Here is a 16,877-nt window from a genome sequence, read left to right as displayed (position 1 = left end):
ACCACCTGCTCCATCTCGGCCAGAAAGATCTCGCGCCGGGTCTGCTTGCGCTTGCCCAGGCCCTCAGCGTCACCGAACGTCAGTTGCATGGATCAATACTCCACATGAGGCGGGTAGTGTCGCGTATCTGTGGTGCGTTGTTCAGAGCTTCCCTAGTGGTATCGGGCATCTGGGGTCAATGTGCAGCCTGGTGCAAGGATGGTGCATATGCGCAAGGACTTCCAAAAGGCTGGAAACAAGCGGTTTTATGCACGCTGCCTGCAGCAATCAGCGTGCTGGTGTACCATGGCGACCTGATCAAGCCCTTGGGCCGTAGCCCATCCCTTGGTCGTCTGTCCCGCAGCGTCGCTGAGTCCACGCGGCCGTCCGGGAATGCCTCCGGTGTCACCCATGCATGCAGTGGCCGTGCTTGCGTGATGTGCCGTGTCCTGTGCGTTGGCCAGGGCGAGGGGGCAGCGATGGCCGCTTCCGGAGACCAAACACATGCACGATCCGCGCGCGATGCGTTCGCACTTTGGCTGGTTCAAACGCCGCCGCCAGCTGCAACTGGACGAGGTCACCGTGGTGGATCGTGCAATGTTGCGCAAGGCGGTGGGCGCCGCCGCGTTGGGTAATGCGATGGAATGGTTCGACTTCGGCGTCTACGGCTATCTGGTTGTGACGTTGGGGCATGTGTTCTTCCCGGCCAGCAGCCCCACCGCGCAGGTGATCGCGACCTTTGCCACGTTCACCGTCGCGTTCTTGATGCGGCCGATCGGCGGCTTGGTGTTCGGCCCGCTCGGCGACCGTTATGGGCGCCAGAAAGTGCTGGCGTCCACGATGATTTTGATGGCGCTGGGAACCTTCAGCATCGGCCTGATTCCGTCCTACGCCACGATCGGGCTGTGGGCGCCGGCACTGCTGTTGCTGGCGCGCATGCTGCAGGGTTTTTCCACCGGCGGCGAGTACGGCGGCGCGGCGACGTTCATTGCCGAATACGCCACCGATCGCAATCGCGGATTGATGGGCAGCTGGCTGGAATTCGGCACGCTGGGCGGCTATATCGCCGGTGCCGCCACGGTAACGGCGTTGCACATGACGGTGACCGAGACACAGATGCTGGCGTGGGGCTGGCGCGTGCCATTCCTGATTGCCGGGCCGCTGGGCCTGCTCGGGCTGTACATGCGCATGAAACTGGAAGAAACCCCGGCATTTCGCGCATATACCGAGCAATCCGAACAACGCGAGCGGGAAACTGCCGGGCAGGGGCTGCTGACCTTGCTGCGCCTGCATTGGCCCCAGCTGCTCAAGTGCGTTGGCCTGGTACTGGTGTTCAACGTCACCGATTACATGCTGCTGACCTACATGCCCAGCTACCTCAGCGTCACCATGGGCTATGCCGAAAGCAAGGGCTTGTTGCTGATCATTCTGGTGATGCTGGTGATGATGCCGCTCAACATCGTCGGCGGCATGTTCAGCGACAAAGTGGGCCGCCGCCCGATGATTATCGGTGCCTGCATTGCGCTATTCGCGCTGGCGATTCCGTGTCTGCTGCTGATCGGCAGCGGCCATGACGGGTTGATCTTCGCCGGCCTGATGCTGCTCGGCCTGGCGTTGGTGTGCTTCACCAGTTCGATGCCGTCCACGCTGCCGGCGTTGTTCTACACGCCGGTCCGCTACAGCGCGCTGTCGATCGGCTTCAACGTGTCGGTGTCGTTGTTCGGCGGCACCACACCGCTGGTCACCGCCTGGCTGGTAGAGCGCACCGGCGACCCGCTGGTGCCGGCGTACTATCTGATGGGGGCAGCGGCGATCGGTTTGGTGACCATGCTGTTCGTGCGCGAAACCGCCGGGCTGCCGCTGCGCGGCTCGCCGCCGGCGGTGGCGAGCGATGCGGAAGCGCGCGCCTTGTTGCAAGGCAATGGCCCGGTGACGGTGGACGCCCGGTTGCCGGGCAGTGCAGCGCCATCGATGGGCCAGCCGCATATCGCGTAAGCGTGCCTACAGTGGTGCGAGTGCGCGCGTGTCGCGCACCTCGGGTGCATGCATATCGGCCGAGGGCATGCCCTCGCCGGTTTCCACATAGCGCTTGAGACTGCTGCCCAGGAAAAACCGCCAGCCGCGCGCGCACGCTTCCTTGCAGGGCGAATCGCGGTAGCCCAATTGCACGAAATCCACCTGCGTGCCCTGGCTGGTGGAGCGCAGTTCAAAGCGGATGACCGTGCCTTTCCACGCGTCGGTGTCGAGCATGTTGGAGTCGCGGCAGCGCCAGCACACCAGGCGATGATCGGCGTCGTCATCGATGCTCAGTTCCACTCGCCAGCCCTGGCGGCTCCAGTCCAGGCGGACGCGATTGCCGGCCACGCTCACCTCGCGCGTCCACCAACGCGCCAACTGCGTCGGTTGTGACAGCGCAGCGCAGACCAATTCCGGCGCGGCGGCAATGACGAAGCTGTGGCGGATTTCACGAGTCATCTGACGGGCATTCGCAGCGTGGGCGCCGATGATCGCGCATTTGCCGGTCCATTGCAGAATGAATACGCCACTGTCCGGCTCGCTCGTCCAGCGCTCACATGGCGCTGGGTACCATCGGCACAGGCCCTTACAACGAAAGAGCAGGCATGACGACGTTTCCGATACAGGTGATGGATGCTGCAGCGCAGCGTGATCTGGTCACGGCGCACACGCTGTTGGAGAACCCCGGCGTGGCGGCGCAATTGGCCAATGCAGTGGGCGCGCCGATCGAGAGTCTGATCACCAAGCGACTGCCGAAGCTGGTGACCCGCAGCATCGACGGCGTCACCCGCCGTGCGCTGCAAGTGGCGATGAAATCGGCATTGCTGAGCCTACGCGGCAAGGCCGATGCGCAGCAGCCCGCAGCCACCGCGCGGCACACCATGGCCGTGGCTGTCGCAGGGGGCGCGGGTGGCTTCTTTGGCTTGCCCGGTTTGTTGGTTGAGTTGCCGGTGACCACCACGGTGATGCTGCGCTCCATCGCCGCCATCGCGCGCTCGGAAGGCGAGTCGCTGCACGATCCGGAAACCGCACTGGCGTGCCTGGAAGTGTTGGCGCATGGCGGACGCAGCGTGGGCGACGACGGTGCCGAATCGGGTTACTTCGCAGTCCGTACGGCGATGGCGCAGCAACTCAACGCTGCGGCACATTATGTCGCCGCGCATGGCTTCGCCAGCAAGGGCGCGCCCGCGTTGGTATCGCTGATTTCGCGGGTTGCTGCCAAGTTCTCGATCAATGTGGGCGAAAAACTCGCCGTGCAAGCAGTACCGCTGGTCGGCGCGGTGAGCGGCGCCATGCTCAATACGGTGTTCATGCGCCACTTCCAGGCAATGGCGCGCGGCCATTTCATCGTGCGCCGGCTGGAGCGACGGTTTGGCGAAGAGGCGGTGCGGCGCGCGTATGAGGCGTTGCCTGCCGCGCGCTGAGGTGGGTTGCAACGCGCGGCTGTGCTACGTACGCGCTGGGTAGCGGCATGCCGCGTAGTACGTATCAAACCTTATTGCGGAGTTGCGCTGACGCGCACGCCATGTCGCACGGTCATCGCGGGCATGGCAGTGCATCTCACGCGCGCCGAGTGACAATTGCGACTGCTTGTTCGGATCCGGACCATGACCAAACCTTTTTCGCCTGCCTCCGCGCGTAACCGCGCTCCCATTCTGGCGGTGTTGCAGCGGCACTTTGCCGGCCGTCGCCATGTGTTGGAGATTGGTGCCGGTACCGGGCAGCATGCCGTGCACTTTGCTGCGGAGATGCCCTGGTTGCGTTGGCAGGCCAGCGACCATGCAGATCATCTGCCGGGCATGCAGCAGTGGTTGGATGAGGCCGCGTTACCCAATACACCGCCGCCGGTTGCGTTGCAGGCGGTCTTGACGCCGACCCCGGGGTTGGCACCGGCACCGCCGTTGCCACCTGTGCAGCCGGGCGAAGCGGCCGGCTATGACGCGGTGTATAGCGCCAATACCTTGCACATCATGGGCTGGCCGCAGGTACAGGCATTGTTCGCGGGCCTGCCGGCGGTGATGGCGCCGGGTGCGGTGTTGGTGGTCTATGGGCCGTTCAACCGCGAGGGTCGTTTCACCAGCGAGAGCAACCGGGCATTCGATGCGATGTTGCGCGAACGCGATGCGGCATCGGGAATCCGCGATGCCGAAGCGGTGGATGCGTTGGCCGCCGCGGTTGGCCTGCAATTGATCGACGATGTGGCGTTGCCGGCGAATAATGTGTGCCGGGTCTGGTTGCGGAGGTAGTGTCGGTGTGTGTTGCCGACGGTGTGTCTGGCGATTGCGCTGACGCGGGATAGGCAACGTACGGATTTCGTCCGTTGGGCGAGTCGGCTCTGCTTGCGCTTGCAAAGGGGTCACTGACAGCAACCGCAGGCTGGTCGAGAGAATCAAAGGCAAGCAGCCTGCGCGCGTTACGTGCCGGGTTGGTTGCGTCGACGGACGTCATCGACGGCTATTCTGCGCCGACGAAAAACGCTACACATCGCGGTGCGCTGGCTCAGCGGGGCTTACCGAGTCCGCCACTGCGGAATGGCGCCGAAAAGGCAGGAAGCCGGAAGCCAAACCACAGCCGGCCAGACGCATCGCCTGCGCGGTGCGGCCGTGTGTCTCGGAAAACCCGCTGCAGCGTTGTACGTCATGGTGTTACGCGGGCTGGACGCGCGCTTGCCAAAAAGCCGCGTCTTGGCCTCGGGATGCACATCCCGGAAGTCGCACGCCAACAGGAGCCGCCCCAGTGGTCGCGCAAACGGAGCGAGGCGCGACCTGGTGCAGATCACGCTGCAACGCGTGCGTCACGGCAGCATCGCGACTGGACGAAGCACTCACATGGCCTGCGGCTTCGGCCGTTCAGCGCCTGCGCCGTTCCAGCCACCACAGTGCCGTGGCCAGCGTGAGCCAGGCCAGTAGCCAGGGCCAGCGGGGGCCGGGTTGAGGTGCCGGTGTGCCGATGTTCGCGGTGGTGGTGGTCGCCGCCAGCGCAAGGGTGGCGGCGCGGGTTTGCTGGGTGTGCAGCGCGCGGGCATCGCTGGGCGCGCGCACGTAAAGCCAGCGCGTGTGGCTGCCGGTGTGCAGGCGATGCCAGCCTGCGGTTGTAGGCCAGTAGGCGGCGCAGGCATGGGGGTGGCTCGCCGGATCTATCAGCAGCGTTCGGGGCGTCCCCGTAGGGTCGATGACACGCGCATCTGCGCCGAGACCGCACAGGGGCATGCGCTGTTGCAGCCAGCCTTCCTGTACCGGGACCGGTTGGGCGGCGCCTGGGCGAGCGACGGCACCGAACAGCTGCGCCCAGAGCGTCGCGTGCAGGTCGCTGCGGCCGGCCAGCACCAGGGTGAAGCTGTCTTCGATCAGGCCGATGCCGATGCGGCCGCGGCCTTCCGGGCGCCACCAGCCCAGCGCACTGCCGTCGTCTGCGCGGGCGGCGATCACCGCATCGGCAGGCTGTGGTTGCAGGTCGCGGCGTTGCAGGGGCGGCAGCGCCAGCTCTGGGGCTGCGGCGGGGTCGGTGGAGGTTGCAGGCGACGACAACCGGAGCGGTGCGGGCACCGGGGTGCTGGTGGTGCCGCCTGCGATGGTCAGGCCAAGTTCGCCGAGCGCGGCGCGGGTGCCGGCATCCACAGGGCCGTCGGTGCGCACCAGCACGCCCAATCCGCGACCAATCGCAGCATGCACCGCCTGACGCTGCGCGCTGCCCAAGGTCACCAGGCGGCGTTGGTCGATGGCCAGCAGGTCCAGTGTGTCCAGGCTGGCGGCGTCCAGCGCGGCGCCTTCGCCCAGTTGCACGCCGGGGCTGGCCGCGATCTGGCTGCGCACGTCCAGCCCTGCATCGCTTGCCCAGCGGCGCAGATATTTCAGTTCCGGCTGCGGCGCGCCGGCCAGCAACAGCACGCGTGCCGGTGCCACCGCGCTCACCAGCAGCGGGACCTGCACGCGGCCGCGCTCGACCCCGCCGGCGTCGCGCAGGCGCAGTGCGAACAGCACCTGCCCTGGTGCGCGGGCAAGGCCGCGCAGCCGCACGCGGCCAGCGGCGTCGGCCATGGCGGTATCGATCGGTTGGCCGGCCGGGTCGAGCAAATCCACCCGAGCAGCCGCGACGCCCTGCACGCGCGCGCTGACTGCAAGGGTTTCGCCTGGTGCGACCGGGGAAGGCGTCGAGACGGCGACCAAGCCGGTTGGTGCCGGGCTGAGCGCCAGTCGTAGCGGGATGCCGAGTCCGTCGCGGTCGCGCGCCGGCAGGCCGATGCCGTGCACGACCAGCGCGGTGGTGCCGGGTGCGCGCCGCAGCGCGGTGGCCAGGTCCGGGACGCGTGTCACGCCCGGTAACGCGGGCGCTTCGGGCAACGCGATCCACTGTGCGGAATCCGGCCCGACCTGCGCTGCCGTGGTGCCGGCGGTGGCGACCTGCAACTCGCCCGCACTGCCAGCGCGCGATGGTGGCAACAGCACCGGGTAAAGCAGCCCGGCGAGCAGCGGTTGGGCGGCGAGCAACAGCCACGGACGGGCGCGCGAAGGCGCTTGCCCGGCGGGCGTACGCAGCAAGCGAAACCAGCCGACCAGCACCAGCAGGAGCAGCGCCGAGCCGACCAGCCAGGGCAGCGACAGGGTCATGGCTGCGGCTCCTGGCGCAATGCATCCAGATAGCGCTGGCCACGTGCGTCGGGCGTGTCGCGTCGGTGGACCGGCGCCGGGGGGGCGACCAGGGTACGCCAGACCTGGGCGCGCAGCCGGGCGCGGCAGGGGCCGCAGCCGGGTTCGGCGCGCAGGGTTTCCACTGCGGCGACCAGGCTCAATGGGTCGTGCAAGCGGTCCTGCTGGCGCTGCAGCCATTGCGCGTAGCGCGCCAGGGTGGCGTCGGGCACCGGTGCAGGCGCGCCCAACGCGTCCCAGAGATGCAGTGCTGACGGGTCGGGGTCCGGACGGGTGTCCAGGCCGGCGGCGCGGTTGCCCAGGCCGGTGCGCTCGCCGCTCAGGCGGCGGCTGGGGTCGATCGGCGGCAGCTGCGTGCCGACCCGCGCCAGGTAGATGCGTTCGGCCTGCTGTACCTGCTTGATGAAACCCAGCGCCTTGTTGGCATAGGGCAGCGCGCGCTCGGGCTGGCCCTGGCGCAGTGCGCCCTCGGACTGCCACATCTGGTCCAGCGCGGCACGCAGCAGCGCCCGGGTCTGCGGGTCGAGCAGGGTGGCGGCTTCGGCATGGTCGTGGGTATGGCCGAATTCGGACAGCACGTTGTCTGCCTGGCCGAAGCTGCTGCGTTCGGGCCGGCCGTTGCTGTCGCCGTGATCGTGGTCGTCCAACGCGGCGGCCCCGGGTTCGGATGCGTGATCGTGTTCGTCGTGGGCGTGATCGTGGGCGTGATCGTGGGCGTGCGCAGATGGCGCAGGCGATGCCGGTGCGTCGGCGGTGGGCATGTCGGCGGTCGGCAGGTCATCGGCCGGGGCATCGCTGGTGGGCGGGTCGTCGGCAGTTGGTGGACCTTTGGGCGCGCCCTCGCTTTCTTCGCCGAGGAACTGGCCATAGCGCAACCGGAGCAGGCGCTGGTCCACACCGATGGCATCGGCGCGCTTGAGCAAGCTGGCGGCATCCAGACGCGGTTTGTCCTTCAGCAGCGCCTCGGCGTCGATGATGATCTGGCGCTGGCTGCGGAAGTAGGCCGGCAAGGTCTGCTTGACGCTGGCCTCCAGGCCGGCGGCCATGGTCTGTTCGGGCGGCGGCCAGCGCAGGATGACGCTGGCGCTGCGACCTTCCTGCGCGGTCGGCTGGCGGGTGTCGTGGACGATCAACTGGGCGATCAGGTCGTCGCCGGCGGCCATGCCCAGCGCCTGCGGCTGCAGGATGGTGGAGAAGGCGCGCTGCCTGGCCGGGCCGCTGCCGGTGAGGTTGCGGCGCTGCGTGCTGAAGGTGATGTTCTCGCCGCTGCCCTGGGCCAGGGTCAGGCGCAGCTCGGCATCGGGGGCGACCGCATAGTCGTCGCTGGCCTCGAAGCGCAGTGTCCAGCCGCCATTGGCGGGCGTCCAGGACACCAGGCTCTGCTCGGGTGCGAGCACGCGCACCTGCGGCGGGCGGTCGGGCAACACCTCGAGCCGATGCAGCTGGCGGTCGGCCGGCGCACCGTCGATGAGAATGCGGTACAGGCTGGCGCGTTCGGCAACCCACTGGCCCTGCCACCGGTCGGTGCTGCCTCGCCGGGCCAGCGCGACGATGCGGCCGTCGGTAAACCGCAATGCGACGGTGCGCGGCGTCGGGCTGACCTGCAGGAGCCACGCCAGCCGGGTGCCGGCCGGGATACGCGCATCAAGGCCAGGCAAGCGCGCGGGCGGCAGGCGGGTGTAGGCAGGCGGCGTGCTGTGCAGCCGGGCCTGACGCAACGTGGGCGCGCCGGCACTGGCACGTGCGGCGGCCAGGCGGTCGGTGTCTGGCGTGGGCGGCGGCGCGGTGGGCGGCCACAGCACCAGCGCGATGCAGACAAGCAGACCAGACAGGCTCCACGGCCAGGCGCGGTGCCACGGCCAGGCCGGGCGCAGGTCGCGCGGGGTACTGCGCAAGCGCTGCTGCAGCCGCTGCCGTTGCAGGATCTGCAGCGGGCCGAGTTGCGTGGTCGAGGCGAACAGCAGGTCGCTGCTGTCTTCCAGGTCCGGCTCGCGATCCAGCCGGCGGATCAGCCAGGTCTGGTCGAGTCGGCGTGCCGCCAGCACCGCCACACCGGCCAGTGCCAACACGCTTGCGATCACTACCGGCACGATCGCCAGGTGCGCACCGGCGCGCCATGCCAGCACCGCGGGCACCGCGGCCAGCGGCAGCCCGCTCACCACCACGCCCGCAGCCTGGCGTCGCCGCGCAGCCTGCCAGGCATGCTGCAGTGCCGGCGTGCTCATGCCGCACCACTCCGGCGAGGCGCGGTGGCCAGCCAGCGTTCGACCGCACACAGCAGCAGCACCAGACCGATCAGCCACGGCGCCAGCGGCCACGGGGCCGTGGTCAGGCCGATGGCAGTACCGCGTTGCGGTTGAACGGCCTGCGCCAGCGCGTGCTGTGGGGTGGCAGCTGGCTGCAGGGCGTCGTGCAGACGGGTCGGCAAATCGGCGTCCAGCAGCGCGGGCAGCTGTTGCGGCATCAGTGGTGCGGCCCAGCGCAAGAGGCGTCCGCGCCGGTACGCCGCAGCGTCGATCAGCGGCGTGCCGTGTGCATCCTGCAGCAGGGGCTGCAGTGCGGTGGCGAGCGTGGACGGCAGCGGCGTCTGCGCGTCGAGCAGCAGTTGCCCGCCGGCCGCGACCCACGCGATGACCGGCGCGGGCGGTGCGCGGTGCGACAGCCACACCACTACCGTGCCGGATGGCCAGCGCGATGGCGCAGCATCGGCGGGCGAGCTCACCGGTAGCGTGCCGGGCAGCGCCCAGGCGGCATGCACGGCGCGCAGATAACGCAGTGCCGGCGCTGCCGGTGCGTCGGTAATGAGGTGCAAGCGCAACGGTACGGCGGCGGTGACGGCGGCGGCAGGCGATCGACCCGGCACGACCTGCCACTGCACGTCGCGCGACAGCTGCAGACGCTGTGCATCCAGCGGCCCCCATTGGCTAGGCACGATCACGCGGAGTGCGGCGCCGGGCGGCAGGCCGGCATCGAGCTCACGCAACAGGCTGGCCACCGGCTGCGGTGTGCGGATGGCTGGCGTGTTGGCGTCTGTGGCATCGGAGGCGATCGGTGGGAAACCCGGCGCCAGCCACACCCATTGCGCGTTCGCTGCATGCGCACGTTGTCGTGCTGCGGCCAGATCCACGCCGGGGCTGACCGCGATACGCGGGCGTGCATCCTGATGGTCGCGTACTGCCGGCTCGGCCAGCAGCAGCGCCAACGCGGCAAGCAACAGCAGGCGCACCAGCAGCAACGGCCATTCGTCGAAACGCACCCGGTGGCGCGGGCGCGGCAGCGCACGCAGCCAGCGCAGCGCGGCAAAGTCGGTGGGGCGGTGTTCGCTGCGCCGGGCCAGATGGATCAGCAACGGCAGCAGCAACGCAGCCAAGGCGGCCAGGCCGGCGGGAAAGAGCAGGAACAGGTTCACCGCTGCGCTGCCTCAGCCGCATTATTGAAGCCGGTGCGCTGGCTCATTGCCGTGCACCCTGCGCAAACAACGCGCGCAGCGCCGCATCCGGTGGCGCATCCAGATAATGCACCGCATGCGCAATCCCGGCGGACTGCCAGCGTGCCTGCCGTGCACGCTGCGCCTGGCCGAAGCGGTGCAGGTAGTCGGCGCGCATTGCGGCGCCATCACCGAGCAGTTCCTCGCCGGTTTCCGGATCGCGGAAGCGGTGCCCGCCGTCGAAGGGAAAATCGCGTTCGTCGCAGGTCAGCACTTGCAGTTGCACCACTTCGCGCCGCGCGGCGGCCAGTCGTTCCAGGGCGCCGACCAACTCTTCATCGAAGCCGTCGCCGATCGACAGCACCAACGTGTGTGCGGCGATGCGTTCCCATAGCGGCCGCAGCGCGTCCATGCCCGGCCAGCGTCCGCCGGCGCGTAGCCCGTGCAAGGCCAGCCACAGGCGGTCGCGTTGACGCGGTCCGCCGCCGGCAGGTACGGCCACCAGGCCATCGCCATGCACCGCGAACAAGCCGACCTGATCGCCCTGGTGCAGCGCGATCTCTGCAGCGCAGGCAGCCAGCGTCGCCATCGCCTGCAAGCGCGTGTCGTGCGGACGCGCCTGATCGGCCTGGCCAGCGGAGGCGGTGGCATCGAGCAACAACCACAACGTGAGCGGGCTTTCGCGTTCGGCTTCGCGCACGAAGAAGCGGTCCGAACGGGCGTAGAGCTTCCAGTCGATCTGGCGCAACGCATCGCCGGGCTCGTACGCGCGGTATTGCGAAAACTCCAGCCCGGCACCACGGCTGCGGCTGGCGTGCTGGCCGATGCCGTGCGCGCCCTGTGCGTGACGCGCGCGCAGTTGCAAGCCGCGCAGGCGGCTACGCAGGTCGGCAGGAATCAGCACCGGCACGTCCACACTCACCTCGTTACGTGCCTCACGCCGGGAACGGCACGGCGCGCAGTAGCGCGGCGACCACATCGTCGGCACTGCGCTGTTCGGCTTCGGCGGCGAACGACAGCAGCAGGCGATGACGCATCACCGGTGCAGCCAGCGCAATCACATCCTCGCGTGTCGCCGCGAAGCGGCCATGCAGCAACGCACGCGCCTTGGCCGCGAGCACCAGCGATTGCCCGGCACGCGGGCCGGCGCCCCACTTGATCCACTGCCGCACCTCGTCGCTGGCCTGCGGGCCCGGGCGGCTTGCGCGCACCAGGCGGTTGATCCAGGTCAGCAGATCCGCGCCCACATGCACCTGCCGCACCTGTTGCTGCAATGCCAGCACGCTGTCCGCGTCCATCACCTGGGGCACCTGCGCGCTCGCGCTGCCGGTGGTCTGGGTGAGGATGTCGCGCTCCTCCTGCTCGCTGGGGTAATCCACCCGCACATGCAGCAGAAAACGATCCAGTTGCGCTTCCGGCAGCGGATAGGTGCCGGCCTGCTCGATCGGATTCTGCGTGGCCAGCACGAAGAACGGCGCCGGCAACGCATAGGTGGTGCCGGCATAACTGACGGTGCGCTCGCTCATCGCTTCCAGCAACGCGGCCTGGGTCTTGGGCGGGGTGCGATTGAGTTCGTCGGCCAGCAGCAGGTTGGTGAAGATCGGCCCTTGCTGAAACCGGAAGTGGCGATGCCCGGTACCGTGATCTTCTTCCAGCAGCTCGGTACCGAGAATGTCGCTGGGCATCAGATCCGGGGTGAACTGCACGCGGCGGAACTGCAGTTCCAACGCCTGGCCGAGCGAGCGCACCAGCAGCGTCTTGCCCAGGCCGGGCGCGCCTTCCAGCAGGCAGTGGCCGCCGGCCAGCAGGCCGATCAGCAGTTGCTCCACCACTGCGTCCTGGCCCACCACCGCCTGGGCCAACGCTGCACGCAAAGCGCCGAGTCGGGAGAGTTGTGCGGTGAGGATGTCGTCGTTGGGCGAAGTCATGGGAGTCTCGTTGTGTGGCTGTTTGCGCCGGCGCACGCCGGCGCGTGACGAAGCGTTACTGGCGGACCCTGATCGGACTCACGTGCGCCTCGCTGAGAGCGTACGCAGTGGTGAACTCGCATGGATGTGCTGGCGGGGGCTATCTGCTGTCGGTCCGCACTGCATGGAGTGAGTTCTCACGTGGGTCTGGAGGAGCGCGCTTGCGCGCGATGGGCTGTCGCGCAGTCCACAGCGCGCGCTGTTACGTGGCGTTCAATTGGTCAACGCATACATCACGATGTTGACGCCGAACTTGGTGTTGTCTTCGGCCAGGAAGCGTTTGTTGCGCCAGTCGTAATCCCATTCGCAGCCGTAATCCTTGTTGCTGTACAACACGCCCAGCCGGCCGTCGATGCTGATGCCTTTCAGATAGTCGTGCACCAGATCGTCGCCCCAGCCATTGAGCTCGAAGCCGGTCGCCGGCGGGCCGTCGGGGAACTTGAAGAATGCGCTGTACAGACGGTGCGTCTTGGGTAGTTTCTGCAATGCACTCTTGCCGAAGATCGATGCCATCTGCGCTTCGAACGATGTTGCAAACAGGCCGTCGATATCGTGATTGCAATCGTCCACGAACACGAAGCCGCCATTGCGCACATAGCGTTCGAAGTTGCGCCGCTCGATCGGATTGAACTCCACCAGCTTGTGTCCCGACAGATAGCAGAACGGCGCCTGCAACATGCGGGCATCGGCCAGATCCAGCACATGCTCCTGCGGGTCCACGCGCAGCTGGGTGTAGTCGATCAGCGAAGTGATCAGGTTGGACGGCATGCGCGCATCCACCTCCCAATCGCCGGAGTCGTAACGCAGCCGGGTAAACCAGAAGTCGTAATTGCCGGCGGCGCGCGCGCGCCGCGGTAGCGCCAGGGCGGCGGTGCAGCCGAGCAGCAGGCGCAGGAAGTGGCTGCGGGTCATCGTCATGCGGTGGCCTCCCTCATCCGCCCTTCGGGCACCTTCTCCCGTGAACGGGAGAAGGGAGCAGAGCCAGTGTTGCACGTATCGATACGGGAGAAGGGAGCAGAGCCAGTGCTTCACGTATCGACACGGGAGAAGGGAGCAGGGCCAGTGCTGCCCCTATCGACGCGGGAGAGGGGAGCAGGGCCAGCTGCGCTGCGCCCGTCGATGCATCTCCCTTCTCCCGCTTGCGGGAGAAGGTGCCCCGCAGGGGCGGATGAGGGCTGCTACGCCTCACACCGCATCCGACAACGAGGTAAACGTGAAATCGCGCAAACGCATCGGCGGAATCATCATCACGAAATTGGATTCGTCGCCGGCCACGCGCACCGGCTTGCCGAGTTCGTCGATGTTGTTGAGCATGATCACCGGCGATTCGTTGAAGCGGAAATTCTTCACCGGGTACTTGATCTGCCCGTTCTCGATGTAGAACGTGCCGTCGCGGGTCAGCCCGGTGAGCAGCACGGTCTGCGGATCGACCATGCGGATATACCAGGTGCGCGTGACCAGGATGCCCTTCTCGGTGCCGCGCACCAGCTCGGCGATGTTCTTGTCGCCGCCGGCCATCAACAGATTGCCCGGCTCGCCGACCGCGCGCTTGCCGTTCTTCTGCGCCCAGAACCGCGAATACTGCAGGTTGGCGATCTTGCCGTTTTCCACGATCGACATCTTCTCGCGCGGCAGGCCTTCTTCGTCCCACGGCAGCACCGCCGCACGCGCATCCCACGGGTCGGCGGTGATATTCACGCGCGGGTCGTAGACCTGCTCGCCCAGCTTGTTGCCGCCGCCCTTCTTGGACAGGAAGCTGCGGCCTTCGTCGGCACGGCGCGCGTCGAAGAAATTCATCATGAAGGAAATCAGCCCGGCAGCCGCAGCCGGCTCCAGGATCACCGTGTACTTGCCCGGCTCCAGCGCCTTGGCCTCGGCCGAATCGCTGGCCTTGCGCATCGCGATGCGGATGTCCTGCTCGGCCTTGAAGTCGGCGGCATCCTTCAGATTACGACCGACCCAACCCGAACCGCGACCGTCTTCGGTGCGCACGGTGCAGGTGTAGTCGAAACGCGCGCCACGCTGATAGCCGAAGTTGCCCTTGCTGTTGGCGAAGGCGGTGAAGCTCTGGCCATCTTCCAGAAAACCGGCGGCGATCAGGCCCTTGCCCTTGCACGGGGCGATCGAATCGGCAGCGACCTGCGCGCGAAACGCCGGATCGATGGCGGCGGTGGATTCGCTGAAGGTCGGGCTGGCCCGATAGGTCTGCTTGCCCACCGCCGGCATGAACTCGGGATTTTCCGGCGCCAGGCGGGCCAGGTCTTCGGCACGCCGCACCACGCGCTCCAGCGAGGCATCGTCGAACTCGTTGATGGTGGCCACGCCCACGCGCTTGCCGAACGCCACCTGCACCTGCAGATCGGTGTTGTCGACGATGCCGCTGGTGGACACGTTGTTGAGTGCGAAACGAATGTTGCCGTCGATCGAGCCGGTGAGTTGTGCGGTGCACTCGTCGGCCTTGGACAACTTGATGACCTTGTCCAGGATGGCCTTGGCCTGCGCTTCGGTAAGGATGCTCATGTGGGTATCTCCTGTTAGCCGAGCGAGCGGGCAGTGCTGATGACGTTGATGCCATCGAAGCGAGCGGTGGACGAACCATGCGAGACCGCCGAGACCTGGCTCGGTTGGCCCTTGCCGTCGAAGAACGAGCCGCCCAGGCGGTAGTCGCGTTGATCGGCGACCGCAGTGCAGGCGTTCCAGAATTCCGGCGTGCGGATCTGATAGGCCACGTCTTCGAGCATGCGGGTGATCGCACCGTTCTTGATTTCGTAGAACAGCTGGCCACCGAACTGCGCGTTGTAGCGCTGCTGGTCGATGGAGAACGAGCCGTCGCCGATGATGTAGATGCCGTTTTCCACGTTCTTGATCAAATCGCTCACGCTCAGCGGTGTCTTGCCGGCCGCCAGCGACACGTTGGCCATGCGCTGGAACTGCACGCTCGACCACGAGTCGGCGTAGCAGCAGCCATCGGAAGCGGTCTTGCCGAGGATATGCGCCTGATCGCGGATCGCTTGATAGTCCACCAGCTTGCCGTCGCGGATCAGATCCCACTGCTTGGTCTTGACGCCTTCATCGTCGTAGCCGACTGCGCCCAGGCTGCCGGCCTGGGTCTTGTCGGCCAGGATGTGCACCTTGTCGCTGCCGTACTGGAAGCCGGCCTTGAGCTTGTCCAGCGTGGCGAAACTGGTGCCGGCGTAGTTGGCCTCGTAACCGAGCACGCGATCCAGTTCCAGCGGGTGGCCGATGGATTCGTGGATGGTCAGCCAGGTGTGCGAGGGGTCCAGCACCAGGTCGTATTTGCCCGGCTTCACCGAGGGCGCCTTGAGCTTTTCCTGCGCCTGTTTGGCCGCCGCGATCGCGTCTTCCTTCATGTCGTAGGACAGACCGTAATTGACCACGCCGTTGGGCGAGACGAACTTGCCCGAAGCAGCGCCATCCAGATACTCGTAGCCCAGGCCCATCGGCGCGGACAACCCGTCGCGGGTGCGGAACTTGCCGCTGGCAGTGTCGATGGCGGTGACGCTCATCGGTGCCCAGATGCGATGCACGTCCTGATCGATATACGAGCCGTCGGTGCTGGCGAAGTACTTCTGCTCGTTGACCACGAACAGCATCGAGTTGACGAAGTTGGCGCCGGCGGCGGTGGCGGCAGCGTTCACGCCGAGCAGCAGGTCCACCTTGTCCTTGATCGGCACTTCCATCGCGTTCTTCTTGATCGGCGTCTTCCAGCTCACCTCGCCGACGCCCGGCGTCGGCGCCAGCTGTACCGGCGTGCCCTGCACCTTGGCGTTGGCCTTGGCGATCGCCGCCGCCTGCGCGGCGGCCTTGGCCACGCCTTGCTCGGTGAGCTCGTTGGTGGCGGCAAAGCCCCAGGCGCCACCGACGATCACGCGGACGCCCGCACCGATGGATTCGGTGTTGACCACGTTCTGCACCTTGTCCTCGCGGGTGATGACGAACTGGCGCAGATAGCGGCCGATGCGCACATCGCAATAGCTCGCACCGGCCTGCCGCGCGGCGTTGAGGCCGGCATCGGCCAGGCGCTTCTTGCGGCCCACATCGAACGGCGTCAACAACTGCTCGGCGGCGATGGCCTTGCCGAAGTAGGCGGGCACGATCAACCCACCCATGGTCAGCCCGGTCAGGGCCAGGAAATCACGTCGCTGCACGGCAACTCCCCAATAGTCCTACGCGGCGCGCAGGTGATGTGGTGACGCGCCGATCGGTCTCTGCGCGGTATCTCCGATTCTTGCCGGGCGATGAATGCCGCGTCAAATGACTTTCGGCATGGGTGCAGCGGCAATCGCTGTACTCGCATGAGTCGAGCGGCGCACGCAGCCTGCATGCAACTGCGGCGAGCGGGGCTGGTGGCGTTTGCTTGCTGCGCCATCGCGCCGACACGCGATGTGATCGATGAAAGGCATGCATTATCTTATCGGCGGTCGTGCAATGCGCGACGCGCACGCCATCGTGCGCAGTGCCTGCTTCATATGGCTCGGAGAGGCTAAAGATGAAGCGATCATCTGCGGTTTGGCTGCACGGCCCTTGCCCGCCCACCATCGCAGGACACGCCGCAAGTACCTCCCTTAGGCTCTTATGGGGCATCCATGCCGCGTAAGGTCACGCGACGGTGAGCAGGCAAGGACCAGTCGAGATGGTCGGTGCGCATTGAATAACGCCGCGTAGGATCATCTTCGCAACCCAAGGCCATCAACCTTCAGGCTTTAAAAAAGCTACCGACAAACTTTCTGGTGCGGTGTCCTCGCCGCTTGCGGGACCGTGTGGCGGCATGGATGCCGCCACCGAGCCTCCACGGACGGATTCACGGCGTGTCCCGCGAGC

Annotated in this window: 12 protein-coding genes; 3 read left to right on the top strand and 9 right to left on the bottom strand. The window is 67.1% G+C overall.

The features are described 5' to 3' along the window. Window positions 1-483 precede the first annotated feature (483 nt). Complete coding sequence (proP, locus tag GGR62_RS20360; protein WP_184409641.1) at window positions 484-1,974, top strand: glycine betaine/L-proline transporter ProP; 1,491 nt, start codon at window positions 484-486, stop codon at window positions 1,972-1,974. Between the two features lie 6 nt (window positions 1,975-1,980). On the opposite strand, the gene GGR62_RS20355 is transcribed toward proP, so the two are convergent. Continuing rightward, the gene (locus GGR62_RS20355) at window positions 1,981-2,454 is read right to left on the bottom strand and encodes an SRPBCC domain-containing protein (RefSeq protein WP_184409640.1); all 474 of its coding nucleotides are present in this window, start codon (window positions 2,452-2,454) and stop codon (window positions 1,981-1,983) included. A 170-nt stretch (window positions 2,455-2,624) separates the two neighbouring features. On the opposite strand from GGR62_RS20355, the gene GGR62_RS20350 reads away from it, so the two are divergent. Both GGR62_RS20350 and GGR62_RS20345 read left to right on the top strand, forming a co-directional pair. After that, complete coding sequence (locus GGR62_RS20350; RefSeq protein ID WP_184409643.1) at window positions 2,625-3,419, top strand: EcsC family protein; 795 nt, start codon at window positions 2,625-2,627, stop codon at window positions 3,417-3,419. A 156-nt stretch (window positions 3,420-3,575) separates the two neighbouring features. Further along, window positions 3,576-4,241 carry a DUF938 domain-containing protein gene (locus GGR62_RS20345; RefSeq protein WP_184409639.1) on the top strand — a complete coding sequence of 222 codons (666 nt, stop codon included), beginning with the start codon at window positions 3,576-3,578 and terminating at the stop codon, window positions 4,239-4,241. Window positions 4,242-4,844: 603 nt separating this feature from the next. Here GGR62_RS20345 and GGR62_RS20340 read toward each other — a convergent pair. From GGR62_RS20340 to GGR62_RS20305, 8 genes are all read right to left on the bottom strand, one after another. Next, window positions 4,845-6,602: a carboxypeptidase regulatory-like domain-containing protein gene (locus GGR62_RS20340; RefSeq protein ID WP_184409638.1), complete on the bottom strand. Its 1,758-nt coding sequence runs from the start codon at window positions 6,600-6,602 to the stop codon at window positions 4,845-4,847. Next, window positions 6,599-8,866 (bottom strand): hypothetical protein, encoded by a 2,268-nt coding sequence (locus tag GGR62_RS20335; protein ID WP_184409637.1) that lies wholly within the window; start codon window positions 8,864-8,866, stop codon window positions 6,599-6,601. The genes GGR62_RS20340 and GGR62_RS20335 overlap by 4 nt, the downstream gene beginning before the upstream one ends. Next, the gene (locus GGR62_RS20330) at window positions 8,863-10,050 is read right to left on the bottom strand and encodes a BatA domain-containing protein (protein WP_184409636.1); all 1,188 of its coding nucleotides are present in this window, start codon (window positions 10,048-10,050) and stop codon (window positions 8,863-8,865) included. Before GGR62_RS20330 ends, GGR62_RS20335 begins: the two co-directional genes overlap by 4 nt. A 43-nt stretch (window positions 10,051-10,093) precedes the next feature. Next, window positions 10,094-10,990: a DUF58 domain-containing protein gene (locus GGR62_RS20325; protein WP_184409635.1), complete on the bottom strand. Its 897-nt coding sequence runs from the start codon at window positions 10,988-10,990 to the stop codon at window positions 10,094-10,096. Window positions 10,991-11,003: 13 nt separating this feature from the next. Further along, a complete protein-coding gene (locus GGR62_RS20320) occupies window positions 11,004-11,996 on the bottom strand; it encodes a MoxR family ATPase (protein WP_184409634.1) in 993 nt (330 codons plus the stop codon). Between the two features lie 252 nt (window positions 11,997-12,248). Then, the gene (locus tag GGR62_RS20315) at window positions 12,249-12,947 is read right to left on the bottom strand and encodes a DUF4159 domain-containing protein (protein WP_184409642.1); all 699 of its coding nucleotides are present in this window, start codon (window positions 12,945-12,947) and stop codon (window positions 12,249-12,251) included. Between the two features lie 273 nt (window positions 12,948-13,220). Beyond that, window positions 13,221-14,555, bottom strand: coding sequence for a TldD/PmbA family protein (locus tag GGR62_RS20310; protein ID WP_184409633.1), 1,335 nt, complete (start codon window positions 14,553-14,555; stop codon window positions 13,221-13,223). Window positions 14,556-14,569: 14 nt separating this feature from the next. Beyond that, window positions 14,570-16,204 (bottom strand): TldD/PmbA family protein, encoded by a 1,635-nt coding sequence (locus GGR62_RS20305; protein ID WP_184409632.1) that lies wholly within the window; start codon window positions 16,202-16,204, stop codon window positions 14,570-14,572. Window positions 16,205-16,877: the final 673 nt, after the last annotated feature.

It is taken from the genome of Xanthomonas sp. 3075 (genome assembly GCF_014197275.1).
In the GTDB taxonomy this organism is placed as follows: domain Bacteria; phylum Pseudomonadota; class Gammaproteobacteria; order Xanthomonadales; family Xanthomonadaceae; genus Xanthomonas; species Xanthomonas campestris_B.
Note: the sequence above shows the minus strand (reverse complement) of the source record. Positions and strands in the feature narration are given on the sequence as shown.